The 20,040-nt window shown below is 66.4% G+C and carries 17 protein-coding genes and 2 pseudogenes; 11 read left to right on the top strand and 8 right to left on the bottom strand.

The genetic code is table 11. The annotated features are described in order from the left end of the window. Genes ACVILL_RS22385 through ACVILL_RS22355 form a run of 7 tightly spaced genes read left to right on the top strand, consistent with a single transcriptional unit; the run spans position 1 to position 7,042 of the window. Positions 1 to 1,023: a xanthine dehydrogenase family protein molybdopterin-binding subunit gene (locus ACVILL_RS22385; protein WP_279708375.1), complete on the top strand. Its 1,023-nt coding sequence runs from the start codon at positions 1 to 3 to the stop codon at positions 1,021 to 1,023. A 9-nt stretch (positions 1,024 to 1,032) separates the two neighbouring features. Further along, positions 1,033 to 1,914 carry an AAA family ATPase gene (locus tag ACVILL_RS22380; protein WP_456731016.1) on the top strand — a complete coding sequence of 294 codons (882 nt, stop codon included), beginning with the start codon at positions 1,033 to 1,035 and terminating at the stop codon, positions 1,912 to 1,914. Next, positions 1,911 to 3,029, top strand: coding sequence for a vWA domain-containing protein (locus ACVILL_RS22375; protein WP_456731015.1), 1,119 nt, complete (start codon positions 1,911 to 1,913; stop codon positions 3,027 to 3,029). Before ACVILL_RS22380 ends, ACVILL_RS22375 begins: the two co-directional genes overlap by 4 nt. Further along, positions 3,026 to 3,916: an amidohydrolase family protein gene (locus ACVILL_RS22370; protein WP_456731014.1), complete on the top strand. Its 891-nt coding sequence runs from the start codon at positions 3,026 to 3,028 to the stop codon at positions 3,914 to 3,916. Before ACVILL_RS22375 ends, ACVILL_RS22370 begins: the two co-directional genes overlap by 4 nt. A 50-nt stretch (positions 3,917 to 3,966) precedes the next feature. Continuing rightward, positions 3,967 to 4,815, top strand: coding sequence for an MBL fold metallo-hydrolase (locus tag ACVILL_RS22365; protein WP_456731013.1), 849 nt, complete (start codon positions 3,967 to 3,969; stop codon positions 4,813 to 4,815). A gap of 18 nt (positions 4,816 to 4,833) precedes the next feature. Further along, on the top strand, positions 4,834 to 6,405 hold the full coding sequence (locus ACVILL_RS22360; RefSeq protein WP_456731012.1) for an isochorismatase family protein: 1,572 nt from the start codon (positions 4,834 to 4,836) through the stop codon (positions 6,403 to 6,405). Between the two features lie 10 nt (positions 6,406 to 6,415). Beyond that, entirely contained in the window at positions 6,416 to 7,042 is a 627-nt protein-coding gene (locus ACVILL_RS22355; RefSeq protein ID WP_456731011.1) for an FMN-dependent NADH-azoreductase, read from the top strand. Positions 7,043 to 7,511: 469 nt separating this feature from the next. Here the strand turns inward: ACVILL_RS22355 and ACVILL_RS22350 are convergent. The 3 genes and pseudogenes from ACVILL_RS22350 to ACVILL_RS22340 form a co-directional block, all read right to left on the bottom strand. Beyond that, positions 7,512 to 8,447, bottom strand: a pseudogene (locus ACVILL_RS22350) (sensor histidine kinase); the annotation flags it as partial. Positions 8,448 to 8,871: 424 nt separating this feature from the next. Further along, positions 8,872 to 9,564 carry a response regulator transcription factor gene (locus ACVILL_RS22345; protein WP_456731010.1) on the bottom strand — a complete coding sequence of 231 codons (693 nt, stop codon included), beginning with the start codon at positions 9,562 to 9,564 and terminating at the stop codon, positions 8,872 to 8,874. A 146-nt stretch (positions 9,565 to 9,710) separates the two neighbouring features. After that, entirely contained in the window at positions 9,711 to 10,238 is a 528-nt protein-coding gene (locus tag ACVILL_RS22340) for a hypothetical protein (protein ID WP_456731009.1), read from the bottom strand. Positions 10,239 to 10,608: 370 nt separating this feature from the next. On the opposite strand from ACVILL_RS22340, the gene ACVILL_RS22335 reads away from it, so the two are divergent. After that, positions 10,609 to 12,072 carry a catalase gene (locus ACVILL_RS22335; RefSeq protein ID WP_456731008.1) on the top strand — a complete coding sequence of 488 codons (1,464 nt, stop codon included), beginning with the start codon at positions 10,609 to 10,611 and terminating at the stop codon, positions 12,070 to 12,072. A 44-nt stretch (positions 12,073 to 12,116) separates the two neighbouring features. Here ACVILL_RS22335 and ACVILL_RS22330 read toward each other — a convergent pair whose 3' ends face one another. The 3 genes from ACVILL_RS22330 to ACVILL_RS22320 form a co-directional block, all read right to left on the bottom strand. Then, complete coding sequence (locus ACVILL_RS22330) at positions 12,117 to 14,453, bottom strand: Tex family protein (protein ID WP_456731007.1); 2,337 nt, start codon at positions 14,451 to 14,453, stop codon at positions 12,117 to 12,119. A 222-nt stretch (positions 14,454 to 14,675) separates the two neighbouring features. After that, positions 14,676 to 15,530, bottom strand: a complete 855-nt coding sequence (locus ACVILL_RS22325; protein WP_456731006.1) for an amidohydrolase family protein — start codon at positions 15,528 to 15,530, stop codon at positions 14,676 to 14,678. Next, positions 15,527 to 16,573, bottom strand: coding sequence for an aldo/keto reductase (locus ACVILL_RS22320; protein WP_456731005.1), 1,047 nt, complete (start codon positions 16,571 to 16,573; stop codon positions 15,527 to 15,529). The genes ACVILL_RS22325 and ACVILL_RS22320 overlap by 4 nt, the downstream gene beginning before the upstream one ends. Before the next feature lie 315 nt (positions 16,574 to 16,888). Here ACVILL_RS22320 and ACVILL_RS22315 point away from each other — a divergent pair, with 315 nt between their 5' ends. Continuing rightward, entirely contained in the window at positions 16,889 to 18,019 is a 1,131-nt protein-coding gene (locus ACVILL_RS22315) for a hypothetical protein (protein ID WP_456731004.1), read from the top strand. Between the two features lie 35 nt (positions 18,020 to 18,054). Here ACVILL_RS22315 and ACVILL_RS22310 read toward each other — a convergent pair whose 3' ends face one another. Then, complete coding sequence (locus tag ACVILL_RS22310; RefSeq protein ID WP_456731003.1) at positions 18,055 to 18,369, bottom strand: monooxygenase; 315 nt, start codon at positions 18,367 to 18,369, stop codon at positions 18,055 to 18,057. Positions 18,370 to 18,446: 77 nt separating this feature from the next. Here ACVILL_RS22310 and ACVILL_RS22305 point away from each other — a divergent pair, with 77 nt between their 5' ends. Both ACVILL_RS22305 and ACVILL_RS22300 read left to right on the top strand, forming a co-directional pair. Beyond that, positions 18,447 to 19,025, top strand: a complete 579-nt coding sequence (locus ACVILL_RS22305; RefSeq protein WP_456731002.1) for a TetR/AcrR family transcriptional regulator — start codon at positions 18,447 to 18,449, stop codon at positions 19,023 to 19,025. A 36-nt stretch (positions 19,026 to 19,061) separates the two neighbouring features. Continuing rightward, positions 19,062 to 19,469 carry a GFA family protein gene (locus ACVILL_RS22300; protein ID WP_456731001.1) on the top strand — a complete coding sequence of 136 codons (408 nt, stop codon included), beginning with the start codon at positions 19,062 to 19,064 and terminating at the stop codon, positions 19,467 to 19,469. Here the strand turns inward: ACVILL_RS22300 and ACVILL_RS22295 are convergent. After that, positions 19,380 to 20,030 (bottom strand): annotated as a pseudogene (locus tag ACVILL_RS22295) (class I SAM-dependent methyltransferase); the annotation flags it as partial. The gene ACVILL_RS22300 and the pseudogene ACVILL_RS22295 sit on opposite strands and share 90 nt — an antisense overlap. Between the last annotated feature and the right edge of the window lie 10 nt (positions 20,031 to 20,040).

Below are 20,040 nucleotides of genomic sequence, written 5' to 3'. Positions count from 1 at the left end.
ATGACCCGGCATCGCGGACGCGGCATCGCGTCGGTCAACTATCCCATCGGCATGAATCTCGGCGGCGACCCGAGCCAGGCGCTGGTGCATTCCAACCCGAGCGGCAAGTTCACCGTCGCATTGTCGTCGATCGACCTCGGCCAGGGCATGAAGTCGGTGACCCGGCAGATCTGCGCCGAGACGCTCGGCGTGCCGGTCGAGGACGTCTATGTAGACACCGCGGATTCCGACACCGGTCCGCACTGCATGGGCTCGTTCGCCTCGCGCGGCACCCATCGCGTCGGCAACGCCGTGATGGCAGCGGCACGGGAGGCGCGCGGCGTGATGATGGAGGCGGCCGCCGAGGAGCTCGAGGTGAATGCCGCCGATCTCGATACGGACGGTCGCGGCAACATCCACGTCAAGGGCGCGCCGCACCGCTCGATCTCGACCAAGGACGTCGCGATCGCAGCCCAATTCAAGCAGGGCAAGACGATCTCCGGCCGCGGCATCTTCCTGGTGCCGCTGTCCGACGTCGACCCCGAGACCGGCGAGATGTCGCCGGCGACCTGCTACGCGCATGCCTGCCTAGTCGCCGAGGTCGAGGTCGACGACGAAACCGGCGAGGTCGACATGGTCAGGATGGACTCGGCCTATGAGCTCGGCCGTGCGCTCAATCCGCGGCTGGTCGAGCAGCAGCTGGTCGGCGGTGCCTGGATGGGCGTCAGCCACGCGCTCTACGAGACGCCGGAGCCTTACTATCCGGAGCCGGTGCATGGCCCGCGCGATTTCGTCGAATATCTGATGCCGGGGCCCGGCGACATCTGCCCGCACGACATCGCAGTGCTGGAACGCCCGGCGCCCGACGGCCCGTTCGGCGCCAAGGGACCGGGCGAGATGTGCGCCAACCCGGTGCTGCCCGCGGTCGCCAACGCGATCTTCAACGCCGTCGGGGTCCGGATCGACGATCTGCCGATCACGCCGGAGAAGGTGTTGCGCGCGATCAAGGCGCAGGGCGGCGCGCGGCCGCAACCGCGGCGCTGAGGTTTTGACATGCCGGTCCGCAGCAACATCGTCGGCATCGACAGCCCCGAGGCGCTGGAGAAGGCGCTGCGCGCGGCCTATTACCTCGCCGACGACGGCATCGCCACCGCCTCCTATCTCTCGCTCGCACTCGGCAAGCCGCTGCTGCTCGAAGGCGCGCCGGGAGTCGGCAAGACCGAGGCCGCGAAGGCGATCGCCGCCGTGCTCGGCCGCCGGCTGATCCGGTTGCAATGCTATGAAGGCATCGACGCCGCCGCTGCGCTCTACGAGTGGAACTATCCGCGCCAGATGCTGGCGATCCGGCAGGCCGGCGAAGAGAGCATCGACATCTACGGCGAGTCGTTCCTGATCGAGCGACCGATGCTCGCCGCGTTGCGCGCGCCTGACGCGACTGTGCTGCTGATCGACGAGATCGACCGCGCCGACCAGGAGTTCGAGGCGTTCCTGCTCGAATTCCTGTCCGACTTCCAGATCTCGATCCCGGAGCGCGGCACCGTGCGCGCCGCCGAGCATCCCGTCGTGGTGCTGACCTCGAACCGGACACGTGATTTGCACGAGGCGCTGCGGCGGCGCTGCGTCTATCACTGGATCGACTATCCGAACGCCGAGCGCGAGGCGCGCATCGTGATGATGCGGGCGTCCAGCGTCGCCGAAGCCACTGCCCGCGCCGTGGTTGCCGCCGTCGGCCGGCTGCGCCGCGAGCCGCTCAGCAAGGCGCCGGGCATCGCCGAGGCGGTAGATTGGGCCGAGGCCGCGACCCTGCTCAACAAGGGCGGCGCGCGCTGGCCGGATGCGTTCAAGCGCTCGATCGGCGTCGCGCTGAAGGACGAGGAGGACCTGCATTTCATCTCACCTCGGCTCGACGCGATCATCGCGGAGGCGGCCGCGTGAGCGCCGACCTCGAGCTGCCGCGCGCCGCGCGGATCTTCGTGTCGTTTGTCGCGCTGTTGCGCGCCAACGGCTTCTCGGTCGCGCCGGAGCAGACGATGAGCTTCCTCGCCGCGATCGAGCTGCTCGGACCTCGGAGCCTGGAACACATCCGCCGGGCCGGGCTCGCGACGCTGGCGCCGCCGCCGGAGCGCCGCGCGACCTATGACCGGATGTTCGACATCCATTTCCGCGGCGCCGAGGCGATCGAGCAGGCCGAGGGCGAGGACGAGGAGACCGTCCGCCTGCAGGAAGAAGGTCGCGGCCAGGACGAGCCGCCGCTCGCCGATGAAGCCAATGAATCCGGGCTCGCCGCGGCGCGGGCCGAGGCGCTGGTCGAGCGCCGCTTTGCGCAAGTCCCGACCAGCGATCCGCTGCGAAGACTGTCGCGCGAGGCGGCCCGGCGGCTGCCGCGACGGCGCGGCCACCGTCGCCGCCGCGCGCGCAGCGGCCCGTTCGCCGACCTGCGCCGTACCTTGCGCGACAGCGTGCGCAATGACGGCGAGGTGCTGCGGCTCGGACGGATGCGCCGCCTCCAGCGGCCGCGCAAGATCCTGTTGTTGATCGACGTCTCCGGCTCGATGAAGGCGCGCACCGAGGAGAACATGCGGCTCGCGCATGCGCTGATGCAGGCGGCCGGCAATGTCGAAGTGTTCACCTTCGGCACGCGGCTGACCCGGGTCACCTCGGCACTGCGGCTGAAGCGGCGCGAGCAGGCGCTGAACGCAGCGTCGTTCCTGGTCAGCGACTGGGATGGCGGCACCAGGATCGGCGATGCGCTGCAGGCCTTCCTCGCGGTGCCGCGGTTCGGCGGATATGCCCGCGGCGCGGCCGTCGTGATCGTCTCCGACGGTCTCGAGCGCGGCGATCCGGCCGCGCTGCGCGATGCCGTGGCAAAGCTGTCGCGGCGGGCCTGGCGCGTGAGCTGGCTGACGCCGCTGGCGACCGCAGCCAACTTCAAGCCGCAAACCGAGGCGCTGATCGCGATCCAGCGCTTTGTCGATGATCTCGTGGACGGCGGATCGAGCGCGGCCGTGGTCGCACATCTGCTGTCGCTTGCAACAAGGAGAGCTGCGTGACCGGACTTGTCGACGGACATCATCACATCTGGCGTCAGGCCGATCTTGCCTGGCTGTCCGGCCCGATGCAGCCGCGCATCTTCGGCCCCTACGAGCCGATCCGCCGCGACTATCCGATTCAAGAATATCTCGACGACCTCAAGGGCACCGGCGTCACCCGCTCGGTCTACGTCCAGACCAACTGGCCGAGCGGCCAGTTCGAGGATGAGGCGGCCTGGGTGCAGCAGACCGCCGACCAGCACGGCTGGCCGCACGCCCTTGTCGCCTACGCCGATTTTTCCTCAGGCGACGTCCGGCCGCAACTGGATCGCCTGAAGCGCTACCCGCTGATGCGTGGGGTGCGCATGCAGCTGCACTGGCACGAGAACCCGCTCTATCGTTTCGCCGCGCGTCCCGATCTCTGCACCGATCCGGTGATCCGGCGTAATGTCGGCCACCTCGCCGACTATGGCTGGAGTTTTGACCTGCAGGTGTTCGCGCCGCAGATGGCTGATGCGGCCGGCCTCGCCGCAGCCTGCCCCGACGTGACCTTCATCCTGCAGCATGCCGGGATGCTCGAGGATCTGTCGCCGCAGGGCCGCGTCGCCTGGCGCGCCGGCATGGCGCAGCTCGCACAATGTCCGAACGTGGTGTCGAAGCTATCCGGGCTCGGCACCTTCATCCATCGCAACGATGCCGCGCATATCGCCGGCGTGATGACCGACACGGTCGCGATCTTCGGTGCGGAGCGCTGCCTGTTCGGCTCGAACTTTCCGATCGAGAAGCTCTGGACGAGCTACCGCGATCTGATCGACGCCTTCAAGACGGCAGCGGAGCGGTTGGGCCCGGAGCAGCGCGAGGCGGTCTTCAGCACGACGGCGGCGCGGGTTTATCGGCTGGAGCCATAGACGCGCCGCGAGCAGAGACACAACGACGAACAGGAATTGGAGGGAGCGAGATGCCGTTGGAGATCAAGATCCTGGACTATGGCGATATCGAGCTGGAATCGAGCTTCCTCGTGCTCGGGCACAATTGCGGCCGCACCCGCCGCGTGCTGACGCTCGGCTTCCTGATCCTCGGCGGCCCCTACCCTGTGCTGGTCGACACCGGCTATCGCTCCAACCAGATCATGGAGACGCTCGGCATGCGCGGCCTCCAGTTCCACGAGAACATGATCGAGAACCAGCTTGCCCGCCACGGCGTGCGGATGGGCGACGTCCGCTTCGTCTGCCACACCCATCTGCACATCGACCATGCCGGCAAGGACGACCTGTTCCCGATGAACACGACCGTCGTGCTGAACCGCAAGGAACTGGAGTACTCCGTCTCCGGCCTGATGCACCCGCAATATCCCGCGCCCGACATCAAGCACCTGATCGACCGCCTGCACACCAAGAGCGCGCTGCGTTTCCTCGACCTCGAGATCACCGGTCCGGTCGAGCTGATGCCCGGCGTCTATTGCGACGCCGCCAACGCCCACACCGAAGGCTCGATGAACATTCACGTCCACACCGCCGACGGCATCGCCACGATCTGCGGCGACGTGATCTACGATTTCAACGACCAGATCGTCACGCCCTTCAACGAGATCCACGACGCCGAGCCGCGCACCACCGGCAACCACGGCACCAGCAAGCGCGCCGAGAAGGCCGCGATCAAGAAGCTGCTCTCCAGCTCGCGCTATCTGCTCCCGGTCCATGATCGCCCGGCCAAGATCGAAGGCGGCACCGTGGTCGGCCGCCTCCACGACCAGGTGCCCGGGCCGGTCGTGCAGAGCCTGCCGCAACGAAGCTGGTTCCCGGCGTAAGCAACGAGGACGAATGCGATGACGCATGTCACGCTGCGCACCGAGTTTGAAGACCTGATCGACCCGTATGCGCCGGTCGGCCAGGTCGGCACCGGCTTCGATTTCACGGAAGGGCCGATCTGGCACCCCGTCGATCACTTCCTGCTGTTCTCCGATATGCCGGGCGACGTGCGCCGGCGCTGGGACGCGCGGCGCGGCGTGGTCGAGGTCAGGCGTCCGTCGAACAAATGCAACGGCATGACTTACGACGCCGACCTCAACCTGATCGTCTGCGAGCATGCGACGTCCTCGCTGATCCGCGAGCGGCCCGACGGCCGGCGCGAGGTGCTGGCCTCGCATTACGAGAACCAGGAGCTCAACAGCCCGAACGACGTCTGCGTCCATTCCTCCGGTGCGATCTATTTCTCCGATCCCTGGTATGGCCGCATGCCGGTCTATGGCGTCGAGCGGCCGCGCCAGCTCGGCTTCCAGGGCGTCTATCGCGTGCCGCCGGGCGGCGGCGCGCCGAAGCTGCTGGTCGACCGCTATCTGTTCGAGCAGCCGAACGGGCTGTGCTTCTCGCCCGACGAACGCGTCCTCTATGTCAACGACACCGTGCAGGCGCTGATCCGCGCCTTCGACGTCGGCGCCGACGGCTCGCTCAATAATCCACGTGTGTTCGCCTCCGGCATCCGCTCCGAGCTCGAACCCGGCCTGCCCGACGGCATGAAATGCGACCAGCGCGGCAATGTCTGGGTCACCGCGCCCGGCGGCGTCTGGGTCTATTCGCCTGATGGCAATCTGCTCGGCAAGGTTCGCCTGCCCGAGCTCGTCGCCAACCTCGCCTGGGGGGGCGCCGATTTCCGCACGCTCTATCTGACCGCGACCCATTCGGTCTACGCGATCTCGACCAAGGTCGGGCCGCGCCACGAGCCCTATATGAGCGGCACGCGCGGCGGCGCCGGCGCGGCAGCGTCCCCCGCGGCGCCGAACCTGACTACCGGCGAGATGCAGCTCGATCCAGCGCGCTGCGCGATGATCATCCAGGACATGCAGAACGACGTCATCATGGACGGCGGCGCGTTCGCCGAATCCGGTGCGCCTGCCCATGCCCGCCAGCAGCACGTCGTCGAGAATGTCCGCCGCGTGGCCGAGGCGGCGCGTGCGCGCGGCGTCGCCATCATCCATGTCTGGTTCGTGGTCGAGCCGGGCGCACCCGGCGTGACCTTGAACGCACCGCTGTTCGAGGGGCTGGTCGACAGCAAGGCGATGGTGCGCGGCAGCTGGGGCGCCGCGCCGGTCTCGGGGCTCGAGCCGCGCCCGGGCGACTTCGTGGTCGAGAAGATGCGGATGAGCGCCTGGGAAGGCACGCGGCTCGAGACCATCCTGAAGGCCACCGGCCGCGACATGATCATCAACACCGGCGCCTGGACCAACATGTCGGTCGAGCACACCGCGCGCACCGGCGCCGACAAGGGCTATTTCATGATCGTGCCGGAGGATTGCTGCTCGACCATGAATGCCGACTGGCACAATGCCGCGGTCAACTTCGCGCTCCAGAACGTCTCCGTCGTCACCAACGCCGACACCGTCATCAAGGCGCTCGGCTGAGGGAGGCGCGGTGCCGAAACTGCTGCATCTCGCCTGCTCTCCCCGTGCCGATTCGGAATCGGCTGCCGGTGCACGCGTCTTTGTGGAACGCTTCCGCCAGGCACGCCCGGACTGGGAGATCGATGCGATGGATCTCTGGCGCGATGCCCTGCCCGAGTTCCAAGGCGATGTGCTGGAGGCCAAATATGCCCGCATCGATGGCAAGGCTTTCAGCAATGCGCAGCGCGACGCCTTTGCGGCCGCCGAGCGTCTCGCGCTGCGGCTGTCGCTGGCGGATCGCGTGCTGATCTCGACACCGATGTGGAATTTTTCCATTCCCTACAAGCTCAAGCAGTGGCTCGATGTCATCATCCAGCCCGGACTGACCTTTCGCTTCGACCCGGCACAGGGCTATCTGCCGCTGCTCAAGGACCGCCCGACGGTCGTGATCCTGGCGAGCGGCAGCGACTTCGTCACCGGCATGAACCGCGGCCGCATCGACATGGCGACGCCGTACTTGCGCGAAGCGCTCCGCTTCATCGGCATCAACGATGTACGCTTCGTGCCGATCGGCCCGACCACCGGGCCCACGGAGCCGATCCGCGCGGCGCGGGAGGCGGCACACCGCAGGCTCGCGGAGATGGCGGCGAGGTTTTGATACGCGCTTCGCCAGGCCATCTGCGTCATTGCGAGCGAAGCGAAGCAATCCATCGCTCCGCCTACGCTGAGCGATGGATTGCTTCGTCGCTTCGCTCCTCGCAATGACGGGGAGAGACCGTTGATTCACTTGTCAAGCAGCCAAGCTATCGACGTCATCATCATCCGCGCATGCGGGTAGTCCAATGTCCACGGCTCTTCCCACTGCGTCGTCCCGGCGAAGGCCGGGACCCATACACTGCGGCGGATACTGTGAACGGCACTCGTCGTTCCAGCGTCGCGCAACAAGCCGCATTTGGGGTTCTGGGTCCCGGCCTACGCCGGGACGACGGCGAGTATGTTGCACGGCCTGTGACTCATGCTTCCGCAGTCTCGCGACGCCCATTTGCGTGGCGAGAGTCGCTTACAGCGCGGCGATTGCGGCGGCGCGCACCTAGCGAGGAGTTCCTCCATTGTCATCACCTACGTTTCTATGTTTCCGCGGCGGGAAAGACGAGCCTGAACAGCAATCCCGGCGCGTTGTCGCGCAGCTCGATCCTGGCGCCGTGCAGGCTCGCGACCGCCGCAACGAGGCTGAGGCCGAGGCCGTTGCCCGGGGTGTAGCGGCTTTGTTCGAGCCGGTAGAAGCGCTTGAAAACACGATCGTGCTGGTCGGCGGGAATGCCGGGGCCGTCATCGGCGACCGAGATCACCGCTCCGCCCTCGTCATTGTCGCAGGTCACCGTCACCCGTCCACCCGGGCGGCCGTGCTTGATGGCGTTGTCGACGAGGTTGGCGATGGCGTCGAACAGCAGGTCGCGGTCGCCGGTGGCCAGCACCGCCCGATCGCCGGCAAGCGCGAGATGGGTGGTGACCTCTTCGGCCGCGGCATCGTAGAGCTCGACCACCTCGCCCGCGATCTCGGCGAGATTGACGGTCCGAAACGCGCCCTTGCGGGCCCGCGTCTCGATCTCGGAGATCCGCGTGATCGACGCGAACATCCCGAGCACTGCATCGAGATCGGCGATGGTGTCGCCGATCAGCGCCGCGTCGCCCTCCCCGTTGCGTGGCGCATGGTAGGCCTTTTCCAGCCGGCCGCGCATCCGGGTCAGCGGCGTGCGCAAATCGTGCGCGATATTCTCGCTGACCTGCTTGACGTCTCCCATCAGGGTCTGGATGCGGTCCAGCATCAAATTGAGGTTCTCGGCGACGCGATCCCATTCGTCATGGCTGCCATGGAGCGGGATGCGCTGGTCGAGGCCGGAGAGCATGATGGCGCGGCTGGTCGTATTGATCGACTCGATCCGACCGACCGTCCGCCGCGTGACCCCGATGCTGGCAGCCGCGGCCAGCGCGATGATCAGCACGACAACGGCGATGCCCGCGGCCCTGATCTGCGCCATGAAGCCGTCGAGATCGCTGATGTCGCGGCCGACCAGCAGCCGGTCGCCGTTTGACAAGGTCTCCGTCACGGCTCGCGCCAGAGAGGTTCCCGGAGAACGCTGCGGCAGCGAGACCCGGAATTCGGTCCATCCCTGTCCAGCGGCCTCCGCCGGCCACTGCTTGAGATTTCCTGCAAGCACCGCCGCACCGGGGTCAGCCAACAGATAGACATGATCGGCAAAGTCCTTGTCCGCGATGCGTTGCGCGATCAATGCGGTCAGGCCATCGCGGCCGGACCGCGCATACGCATCGTCGAGGCTCGCCAGCTCGGTCATGATGGCGCGGTCGGACCGATCGCGCACATAGGACAACGTCGACCAATAGACGTAAGCGAAGATCGCGGACACGATCAGGCCGAAGATGCCGATGGCGATCAACGCCAGGCGGAACGTCGACGAGCGGAAGGTCTTAGCCAAGAGCACGGAGACAGTATCCGATGCCGCGGATCGTGTGGATCAACGGATAGGCTTGCTGGTCATCGACCTTGCGCCGCACGCGCCCGACATAGACGTCGATGATGTTGGTCGAGGGATCGAAGTGCAGGTCCCAGACGTGCTGCAGCAGCATGGCGCGCGACACCACGCGGCCCTCGTTGCGGGCGAGGTATTCGAGCAGCTGAAATTCCTTCGGCAGCAGCGGGATCTTGCGGCCGCGGCGGCTTGCCGTCCGCGCGATCAGGTCGACCGCGAGATCGCCGACGCGCAGGATGGTCTCCTTGGCGACCGTCTCGCTGCGGCGGCCGAGCGCCTCCAGCCGCGCCAGCAGCTCGACAAAGGAAAACGGCTTGACCAGATAATCATCGCCGCCGGCGCGCAAGCCCCGCACGCGATCATCGACCTCGCCGAGCGCGCTGATGATCAGGAACGGCACGGCGATGCCGTCGTCGCGCATCTGGCGCATCACCGTGATGCCGTCGATATCGGGCAGCATGCGATCGATCGTGATCACGGCGTAGTCGCGCGACGCGCCCTGGCTCAGCGCCTCACGGCCGTTCGCAGCCAGATCGACGTCATAGCCGCTGGTGGTGAGCTCTTCGACGAGCTGACCCGCGGTTTCAGGATCGTCCTCGACGACGAGGATACGGCGGTGAGCTCCGGTCATTGTCTCGAACTCTCCGAGTTGTCTCGAACTCCCCGAGTTCTCAAACTCTCCGAGCGCCCCGCGACGGTCGCCGCCAGACTATCCCATTCCGGGGCAGGATGGAACGTCTGGCGACGGCCGCGACAACGGTGCGGTTGATTGGGCGATCACCAATAGTCCCCGCACACATTGACCCATTGCAGTCCGTAGGGCGTCCACGTCCTGCGCCAGCAGCTGTAGTCGTAGCCGGCATAGAGGTACGGCGCGCCGAAGAACGCGAAGCGACGGTGGAAGCGGTGATGATGGAAAAAGCCGCCATGATGGAAGAAGCGCGAGCCATGGAATCCGGCGCCGGCAAATCGCGGTCCGAATGCCGGTGCGCCCGCGAAGCGGGGACCGCCACCGAAATGACCGCCGGCGAAATGCCCACCGCCGCCCATGGCAGCGAACGCCGTGCCGCCGCCACGCATGCCGCCGCCAAAACCGCCGCCATGCATTCCACCGCCGAAGCCGCCGCCATGCATGCCGCCACCCATGGCGCCAGCAAAGCCACCACCGTGGCCGCCGCCGAAGCCACCGCCACCGCCATGTCCACCGCCTCCGCCGCCGCCCCCTCTGGCGATGGCTGCAGGCGCAAGCGCAACACTGGCCGCGAGCGTCGCCGCCGTGAGAAACGTGAAGAGTCTGTTCTTCATGAAATCCTCCCTGATTGGGACCGCGGCGAACCTCGTATCGCCGCACGCCGAGGATGATCAGAAGACGCACGTCCGACTTCAACTGACAAATGCGCCAGATTCTGACGCCGGATTTAGGATTGGCGCGTCGACGCGCCGGTGCGGTAAATGCGTGGATCGGGAGCCGCGTCGGCGTTGGCCGGGTTCGACGGACATTTGGCTGAAATCAGCGGATGGCTGTCGTTGAAGCGATCAGGCGAGTTTTCTAATCGTGAGCCAATCCAAGACGGACGACGTCGTCGAGAGATCGGTCGCCTGATCACATTATGTCGATCATCGGGCTCTCCCTGTTCGCCGGCCGCAACCCAATGCGCGATGCAAGGAGCTTCCGATGAGCGACGAAATCAAAAAACCATTTCTGACCCACGCCTCCGGCGCCCCCGTTGCCGACAATGTGAACATCATGACGGCGGGGCCGCGCGGGCCGGCGCTGCTGCAGGACGTCTGGCTGATCGAGAAGCTGGCGCACTTTCACCGCGAAGTGATCCCGGAGCGGCGGATGCACGCCAAGGGCGCCGGCGCGTACGGCACCTTCACCGTGACCCACGACATCACCCGATACACCAAGGCCAGCATCTTCTCCGAGATCGGCAAGCAGACGCCGATGTTCGCGCGGTTCTCGACGGTCGCCGGAGAGCGGGGCGCGGCGGATGCCGAGCGCGACATCCGCGGCTTCGCGCTGAAATTCTACACCGATGAAGGCAATTGGGACGTGGTGGGCAACAACACGCCGGTGTTCTTCTTCCGCGATCCCTTGCGCTTCATCGACCTCAATCACGCCATCAAGCGGCATCCGCGCACCGGCGTGCGCGACCCCGACATGAACTGGGATTTCTGGACGCTGCTGCCGGAAGCGCTGCACCAGGTCACCATCGTCATGAGCGAGCGCGGCATCCCGAAGAGCTTCCGTCACCAGCACGGCTTCGGCAGCCACACTTACAGCATGATCAACGCCAATAACGAGCGCGTCTGGGTAAAATTCCACTTCCGCACCCAGCAGGGCGTGCAGAACCTGACCGATGCCGAGGCCGAAGCATTGGTCGGCAAGGACCGCGAGAGCCATCAGCGCGATCTGTTCAACAGCATCGAACGCGGCGACTTCCCGCGCTGGACGCTGTTCATCCAGATCATGACGGATGCGCAGGCCAAGGCGTTCCCGTTCAACCCGTTCGACCTGACCAAGGTGTGGCCGAAGGCGGACTATCCCTTGATCGAGGTCGGCTATTTCGAGCTCAATCGCAATCCAGAGAACTTCTTCGCCGAGGTCGAGCAGGCCGCGTTCACGCCGGCGAATGTGGTGCCCGGCATCGGCTACTCGCCGGACAAGATGCTGCAGGCCCGCCTGTTCTCGTACGGCGACGCGCAGCGCTACCGGCTCGGCGTCAACCACCACCAGATCCCGGTGAACGCGCCGAAATGCCCGTTCCACAGCTATCACCGCGACGGCGCGATGCGCACCGACGGCAATCTGGGCGGCACGCTAACCTACTGGCCGAACAGCCACGGCGAGTGGACCGACCAGCCGCAGCTCAACGAGCCGCCGCTCGAACTGTCAGGCGCGGCCGCGCATTGGGATCATCGCGTGGATGACGATCACTGGCAGCAGCCGGGCAATCTGTTCCGCAAGATGAGTGCCGCCGAGAAGCAGGCACTGTTCGACAACACCGCCCGGCAGGTCGGCAACGCGTCGAAGCATATCCAGGAACGGCACATCGCGAATTGCAGCAAGGCCGATCCGGCCTACGGCAACGGCGTCGCCGAGGCGCTGGCAAGGTTCGCGGCCGGAAAGCTGTAACGACAATGAGGGCGGCGAGCTCTGCTTGCCGCCCTTCTCACGGCTCAGGTCGGCTTGCCGCGCCCGCTCTTCTCGGCGGCGCGGCGCAGCGCGTCGGCGAGCGCACCGCCGGACTGCTCCTGCGGGCGGCGCGGCGCTGACGACGTCATCTTCGCAGAGCCACGCGAAAAATCGCGCGACGGTCCCGACGACTCCTTCTTCGGCCCGATCTCGTCGTCGAGCCGCAGCGTCAGCGCGATGCGCTTGCGCGCAACCTCGACATCCAGAACCTTGACCTTGACGATGTCGCCCGGCTTCACCACCTCGCGCGGATCCTTGATGAAGTTCCGCGACATCGCCGAGATGTGCACGAGCCCATCCTGATGCACGCCGATGTCGACAAAGGCGCCGAAGGCGGCGACGTTGGTCACGGTGCCCTCGAGGATCATGCCGGTCTTGAGGTCCTTGACCTCCTCGACGCCTTCCTTGAACACCGCCGCCTTGAACGCCGGACGCGGGTCGCGGCCGGGCTTCTCCAGCTCGCGCAGAATGTCGGTGACGGTGGGCAGGCCGAAGGTGTCGTCGACGAAGGATTGCGGCTTGAGACCCCGCACCACGTCGGCGTTGCCGATCAGCGCCTTGATGTCGCTCTTGGTCGCCTCGAGGATGCGCCGCACCACCGGATAGGCTTCCGGATGCACGCCGGATGAATCGAGCGGATCCTCGCCATTGCTGATGCGCAGGAAGCCGGCGCACTGCTCGAACGCCTTCGGCCCGAGCCGCGGCACCTCCTTGAGCGACTTGCGCGACTTGAACGGGCCGTTGGCGTCGCGGTGCTGCACGATGCTCTGCGCCAGCCCCTGGCCGATGCCCGACACCCGCGCCAGCAACGGCACCGAGGCGGTATTGGCATCGACACCGACCGCGTTCACGCAGTCTTCCACCACCGCATCGAGCGAGCGCGCCAGCTTGGCCTCACCGAGATCGTGCTGATACTGGCCGACGCCGATCGCCTTCGGATCGATCTTGACCAGCTCGGCCAGCGGATCCTGCAGGCGCCGCGCGATCGAGACCGCACCGCGAATGGTGACGTCGAGATCCGGCAATTCGTTCGAGGCAAAGGCGGAGGCCGAATAGACCGACGCGCCGGCCTCGGAGACCACGATCTTGGTCATCTTGCGCTCGGGTAGCCGCTTGACGAGCTCGGCGGCGAGCTTGTCGGTCTCGCGCGAAGCGGTGCCGTTGCCGATCGCGATCAACTCGACGCCGTGCTCGATCGCGAGCTTGCCGAGGATAGCGAGCGCCTCGTCCCAGCGCCGCTGCGGCTCGTGCGGGAAGATCGCCGTATGCGCCACCACCTTGCCGGTCGCATCGATCACCGCGACCTTGACGCCGGTGCGATAGCCGGGGTCGAGCCCCATGGTGGCGCGCGCGCCGGCCGGCGCCGCAAGCAGCAGGTCGCGCAGGTTCGAGGCGAACACGCGCACCGCCTCGGTCTCGGCCGCGGTCCACAGCCGCATCCGCAGGTCGATGTTGAGATGGATCTGGATCTTGGTGCGCCAGGCCCAGCGCACCGTCTCGGTCAGCCACTTATCGCCCTTGCGGCCCTGGTTGGAGATCGCGAAGCGGTTCATGATCCTGAGCTCGTAGAGGCTGGGCACGCCTACGACGGGCTCCTGCGCCTCCGGCTTGATGGCGAGGTCGAGGATCTCCTCCTTCTCGCCGCGGAACAGCGCCAGGATGCGGTGCGACGGCAGCTTCGGCAGCGGCTCGGAGAAATCGAAATAGTCCTTGAACTTCTCGCCTTCGGTCTTCTTGCCGGTGCGGACGGTCGAGCCCATGATGCCGTTCGACCACATCTCCTCGCGCAGCGCGCCGATCAGGTCGGCGTCCTCGGCGAAGCGCTCGACCAGGATCGCGCGCGCGCCGTCCAGCGCAGCAGTGACGTCGGCAACCTGCTTCTCGGCATTGACGAAGGGAGCGGCGGCCTCGTTCGGATCGTTCGCGGGCTTCGTCAGCAAGAGATCGGCGAGCGGCTCGAGCCCGGCCTCCTTGGCGATCTCGGCCTTGGTGCGGCGCTTCGGCTTGTACGGCAGATAGATGTCTTCCAGACGGCCCTTGCTGTCGGCGGCCATGATCTGGGCTTCGAGCGCGGCATCGAGCTTGCCCTGCTCGCGGATCGAATTGAGCACCGCGGTGCGGCGCTCCTCGAGCTCGCGCAAGTACGTCAGCCGCTCTTCCAGCGTGCGCAGCTGCGCGTCATCGAGCGCGCCGGTGAGCTCCTTGCGGTATCGCGCGATGAACGGCACCGTGGCGCCGCCGTCGAGCAGCGTCACCGCCGCCTCGACCTGCTCGTCGCGAACCCCCAGCTCCTGCGCAATCTGATGATGAATTTTTGCCACGCTCGTCTCTCTCGAGCATGGTGATCCGATCGAATAGGATCATCATGCTCTTGCCTTTTTGTTTGGTCGCGTTTTCTTAACGCGAACCGGTTGCCACTTCGCTCGAAAACGCTCTCACCCCGTTGCGCCGCCGGATCACCGACGGCGCGGACGCCGCTTATGGACCATCCCGGAATGATTCATCAAGGCGCGCTGTGGATCAAATTTGGCGCCTCGCGCACGCTATTTCTGGGATGTTGCCCGTCCGCGGCTTGACAAATAAACCCGCGCCGCATTGCCGCCGAAAATCGCAGCGCTCGCCTCACTTGACAAATCAGCGAGCAAGGTCTCCGCGGCAGCGAACCAGTGCGCATAACCGCCGGCGAGATTGACGACGGGCCAGTCGCTGCCCCACAGCATCCGCTGCGGCCCGAAGCATGCGAGTGCATGATCCACCGCCTCGCGCAGATCGGCGACCTGCCAGTTCGGCGCAGTCTCCGTGGCGAGGCCCGACAGCTTGCAGACGACGTTGGACCGCGTGGCCAGGCTTGCAATGTCGTCCTTCCAGGCCGCGATCTCGCCGGTGGCGAGATTCGGCTTGCCGAAATGATCGAGCACGAATTGCAGATCCGGATGCCGGTCGACCACCTGAATGAGCCGCGGCAAATGGCGCGGCAGCACCAGCGCGTCGAATACAAGGCCGTGCCGCGCCATGGCCTCGAGCGGCGCCGCCAGTTCGGGGCGCAGCAGCCAATCGTCATCGGCGATGTCCTGCACCATCGGCCGCAAGCCGACCAGGAGCTCGCGTTCGGCAGCCGCGTCAACGCGCGCCACGGCATCATCGGCGTCGAAGTCGATCCAGCCGACCACGCCGCGCACCTGCTCGGCGCGCTTGGCGACATCAAGCAAAAATGCCGTCTCCGCCTCGGTCGGTGCGGCCTGCACCAGGATCGTGCCTTCGATTTGGGCGGCTTCGAGATACGATGCGAGATCGGCCAGGCCGAAGTCGCGATAGATCGGCCCGCGCTCGGGCGTCAGCCAGCCATAATCGGCGCGCGCCAGGGTCCAGACGTGGTGGTGGGCGTCGATCCGCATCATGCCGGCACCGGCGCATGCTGGTCGAGCAGCCCCTCGGCCTTCAGGTCACGCCACAGCGCAGCGGGGACCGATGCCGAGAGCGCGGCGACGTTGCGCTCGACCTCCTGCGGCGCCTGGGCGCCGAGCACGACGCTTGCGACCGCCGGATGGCCCAGCGCGAAATGCAGCGCAGCGGTCGGCAGCGCGACGCCATGGGCGCGGCAGACGTGCTCGATCGCAGCAACCTTCTGCATCACATCCGGCGGCGCGTCCTTGTAATTGTACTTGGCGCCGGCAACCGCGCCGGTGGCCAGGATGCCGGAGTTGAACACGCCGCCCAGCATCATGCCGATACCCTGCTTCTGCGCGAGCGGCAGGAACTCGGCGAGCGCCGGTTGCTCCAGCAGCGAGTAGCGGCCGGCGAGCAGCATGGTGTCGAACGTGCCCGCCTTGGCGAAGCGCACGCACATCTCGGCCTCGTTGACGCCGATCCCGATACCCCTGACCACGCGCTCGGCGCGCAGCTTGTCGAGCGCCACATAGGCGCCCTCCATCGCCTCGCGAAACCGCGCCTCGATCGCGTCAGCGCCGTGGGTCCAGACGTCGACGTCGTGGATCAGCAGCAGGTCGATGCGATCGGTGCCGAGCCGCAACAGCGACTGCTCCACCGAGCGCATCGTGCCGTCATAGGAATAATCGACCACCGCGCGATGCGGCTGGCCGCCGACGAAGTTAGAGCCGTCGCCGCGACCGCGGAACGGGTCCATCCAGCGCCCGACCTTGGTGCAGACGACGACCTCGTCGCGCGCCACGCGGCGCAGCGCCGTCCCGCTGCGATGCTCGGCGAGGCCATGCCCGTAAAGCGGCGAGGAATCCAGCAGGTTGACACCCAGTGCAAACGCCCGCTCCGCCGCCGCGATCGCGGTGGCGTCGTCGAGCCGCGCAAAGAGATCGCCGAGCGGCGCGGTGCCGAAACCGAGGATGGAGACATCGAGCCCGGTGCGGCCGAGCCTGCGGCGCGGCAGCGCCGCGGAACCTGGATCGGAGGATTGTTGTTGGGTCATTGCGGCCTCCCGCCGTCGTTTCTTGTTAGCCCCTCCGACCAGACTAGCGTCGTCGGCCGGGATCGTGAAGAGATCTCGGCGCGCGCATCACGCCGCCGATGCAATGAACAACTTCACGTTGCCAGTCGGCGAGAAATGGGCTATGGGAACGCTCCGCAATTTCAATCAAGGAGGCGACGATGTTCAGGACTGCGCGCTTCCCGGGTTTGCCGCGCGATATTTGATGCGTGTCCCGGGATCGGATCCCGGGTGAAATCCTGACACCCACCACACAATCGAATCTGCCTCAGGCTCCGCGCTTGCGGAACTATTGTCATGACCTCGACGCTTCTGCTGACCTCTCGTCGGGAGGCCGCACGCTCCGCGCTGCTCGAACGTCAGCTGCGGAGATACCATCCGGACGTTCAGGGAAAGGTCCGCGCGCTGGCCAGGCGGCACATGCGCGTGGCGGACCTTGCCGTAAGCTTTCCTGCGCTGTTGTTCACGCTGGCGGTCCCGCGAGCCGGGGTCGATCCAGCGGCCGCACTTGCATGCGTCATCGAGGGGTGCTCCCTCGCCGACGCTGCGGCCGCGGCCGGCATTCCGCTGTGGCTGCGAAAACTGCCGCCGGAAACGTTCACGGGGCCGATCACAGGATTGCCCGATGACGAGCTGTTTCGCCGGCAGATCGCGAACCACCTGCCGCCATCACCGAAGCTGGCGCCGATCTGGCTGAGATCCGTCGCCACCATCGCCGAACTCGCGCATGGACCGGCGACCGTCTGGATCGCGCGCGAATTGGTCCGTGTGCCGCCGCGCGCCGATCCCGCCCGATTGCGGCTCGTCAGCCTGTGGGCGTGGTTCTCGACAGAGCCGGCGACGTTGGGGCATGCGCTGATCGACCGGAGGTGGACACCGGGCATACAGTTCGGCTCGGCGCTCGCGGCTGCCGACGCGTGGCGCACGATGATCGCGCTGCATGTCTGCCTCGGCTCCGAGCCGATCGCGGACATGTGGCTGCGGCCAGGCCGCGTCGCCGGTTACGACTTCGTCCCGCTGAACTCGACCGCGGACATCTCGGAGGAGGCCGAAGCCATGCAGAACTGCCTCCGCACCTACGGCTACAATCTCGCTCACAATCGCTCGCGGCTGTGGAGCGTCAGGCGAAGCGGGCAGCGTGTCGCCACCCTGAGAGTTGCGGCGCGTTTTGAGGGTCCATTGCCAGGTATCGCCGAGCTCACCGGTATCCGAAATGCCGAGATGCCGCGCGAGGTTTGGTGGGCAGCGCGCCAATGGCTGCATACCCATGACCTGTTGCGGATGGAGATCCAGCAACGCAGATGGGGCACCGCGCCTTTCGACCGCTCGACCTGGCACGCGATTTGGCGGCCGTACTGGCTCGCCAGGCGCCGGATCCCGGAATGGCTGCCGCTCGCTCCGTCGCACAAAGTGCTCAATGCGCTGTGACGTGCCTCCGCCATCGCCGCCTTGCGGGCGCCCTGCTACTCGTCGGCAACAATCTGCTGGGCAAGGTTGTCGACCACCACGGGACTTTCGAAATAGGTCACCGTCGGATCGGCGCCGTATTTCTCCCGGACGTGGGCGCGCCACGCATCGGTGTACAGAGCGTCCGCCTCCGCCCTCGAACTCCAGAAATAGATGCCGCCGGCCGTCATGCCGTCCTCGGACAGCAGATAGGTCTTGCGGAATAATCCCTGAACGCCGCGATAGATCGGCGCAGTGCTGAGGAAGATGTCGCGCGCCTGCTCGCGCGTGACCGGCTTGGGCAATTTGAAAGACGTGACGGCGGTAATCATCCTGATCTCCCGGGGCATCATTCTTGACATCATTGTCATTCTCGACGATAGTGTCAAGAATGATCGGAGCGAGCCGAATGGCAGGTGTGCGTCAGTTCAACGAGGACGAGGTGATCGCGACCGCGCTCGACGTGTTCTGGCGCAAGGGCCTGCACGACGCGACCATGCTGGATCTCGCGGAGGCGACCGGCGTGCAGCGCGGCAGCCTCTACAACGCCTATGGCGACAAGGAAGCGATCTTCCTGCGCGCCTTCGATCAATATGCCGAGCAATTCCTGGAAGCGGCCGGCAACGCGCTGGCGCAGGGCGGCACCGCGGCGGGGCTCGGCAATTTCTTCGACATGATCATCGTCAACATGACGGGTGGCTCGCCGCCGCGCGGCTGTCTGACCACGCGCACGGCGCTCGACGCGGCCATCTCGAGCACGGATGTGCGCCAGCACGTGCAGGCCGTGCTCTCCCGGCTCGAGCAGCTGATCGCCAAGGCCATCAGCACTGCGCCGGGCAAGCGAAGCGCCGCCGATGCAAACCGCCTGGCGCGCGTCATCGTGACGTTCACGCGGGGCCTCGCCGTGATGGAGCGCGCCGGATACAGCCGCAAGCAGCTGAGGGAGTCAGCCAGGACCTTCATCGACGCCGTGACCGGCAATCCCTGATGCCTTCCCGTTCCGGTGACCAATAGCGGAGAAATCATGATGCAGGATCGGATCGGTGGCTGCCTCTGTGGAGCGGTGCGCTATGCGCTGAAGGGCGAGCCGCGGGGTGCCGCGATATGTCATTGCACGCATTGCCAGAAGCAAAGCGGCAGCTTGTTTTCGTTCAACCTCGTGATCCGGGAGGCCGATTATCAGCAGTCCGGCGAGACCACGGTGTTCATCGACCAGGGCGATAGCGGCCATCCGGTCCACCGCCATTTCTGCGGGCGCTGCGGGTCTTCGCTTCTTGCGAGGACCGCATTGATGCCCGGAAAGGTCGTGGTGAAGGCCGGCACGCTCGACGACATCGAGGGGCTACGACCTCAAATCGAAATCTATACCGATCATGCCGTGACATGGCTCACGCCGGTCCCGGGCGCTGCGCGCTTTGGCCGGAACGTGTAGCCGTCCGGATCGGCCGCGAGCGCCGCGAGGTTCAGCCGGGTTTGCGCGACCATGCGCCGACGAAGGTCGGCGGCGCAAACACGCCCTGCATGCCGACCACCTCCGTGCGCAGGCGCGCGGCAAAGCTATCCGGCGCCAGCTCGGCCTCGGTAGCGACGCCGAGCTTGACGATATGCGGCTGGTTGCTGCGCAGTCCGCTCGCCCCATGTAGTCGTAGCCGTCGAAATCCGCACCGCCGCCGACGGGAGCAAACAGGCTCATGCGCGGCGCCGGAAGCCCGGCCGCGACGAAGGCGCCGTGCAACGCAAAGCCCATCCGGTTGTTGAGCCCGGCCCGGGGGAACATCTCCATCACATAGCCCCATGCCTGCGACAGCAGCGGCGACGGCGGGTCGGCGATCGGCCCCTCGCCCCAATCGAGATCCTGGAACGCCACGATGCCATCGGGCTTGAGGTGACCGAGCAATTGCCGAACCAGCGCCGCGGGATCCTTCACATAGATCAGGACGAGCCGGCCGACGACCGCATCGAAATCCCGTTCCAGCTCGATCGTGCTGATATCGCCGACGCGG

The sequence above is a fragment of the Bradyrhizobium sp. USDA 3364 genome (assembly GCF_054056355.1).
Note: the sequence above shows the minus strand (reverse complement) of the source record. Positions and strands in the feature narration are given on the sequence as shown.

Bases quoted from the DNA above. Each gene is read 5' to 3' on its own strand.
- ACVILL_RS22335 (WP_456731008.1), top strand. From the start codon at position 10,609: ATGAGCGACGAAATCAAAAAACCATTTCTGACCCACGCCTCCGGCGCC.
- ACVILL_RS22360 (WP_456731012.1), top strand. From the start codon at position 4,834: ATGACGCATGTCACGCTGCGCACCGAGTTTGAAGACCTGATCGACCCG.
- ACVILL_RS22300 (WP_456731001.1), top strand. From the start codon at position 19,062: ATGATGCAGGATCGGATCGGTGGCTGCCTCTGTGGAGCGGTGCGCTAT.
- ACVILL_RS22310 (WP_456731003.1), bottom strand. From the start codon at position 18,369: ATGATTACCGCCGTCACGTCTTTCAAATTGCCCAAGCCGGTCACGCGC.
- ACVILL_RS22315 (WP_456731004.1), top strand. From the start codon at position 16,889: ATGACCTCGACGCTTCTGCTGACCTCTCGTCGGGAGGCCGCACGCTCC.
- ACVILL_RS22325 (WP_456731006.1), bottom strand. From the start codon at position 15,530: ATGATGCGGATCGACGCCCACCACCACGTCTGGACCCTGGCGCGCGCC.
- ACVILL_RS22385 (WP_279708375.1), top strand. From the start codon at position 1: ATGACCCGGCATCGCGGACGCGGCATCGCGTCGGTCAACTATCCCATC.
- ACVILL_RS22345 (WP_456731010.1), bottom strand. From the start codon at position 9,564: ATGACCGGAGCTCACCGCCGTATCCTCGTCGTCGAGGACGATCCTGAA.
- ACVILL_RS22305 (WP_456731002.1), top strand. From the start codon at position 18,447: ATGGCAGGTGTGCGTCAGTTCAACGAGGACGAGGTGATCGCGACCGCG.
- ACVILL_RS22340 (WP_456731009.1), bottom strand. From the start codon at position 10,238: ATGAAGAACAGACTCTTCACGTTTCTCACGGCGGCGACGCTCGCGGCC.
- ACVILL_RS22320 (WP_456731005.1), bottom strand. From the start codon at position 16,573: ATGACCCAACAACAATCCTCCGATCCAGGTTCCGCGGCGCTGCCGCGC.
- ACVILL_RS22365 (WP_456731013.1), top strand. From the start codon at position 3,967: ATGCCGTTGGAGATCAAGATCCTGGACTATGGCGATATCGAGCTGGAA.
- ACVILL_RS22380 (WP_456731016.1), top strand. From the start codon at position 1,033: ATGCCGGTCCGCAGCAACATCGTCGGCATCGACAGCCCCGAGGCGCTG.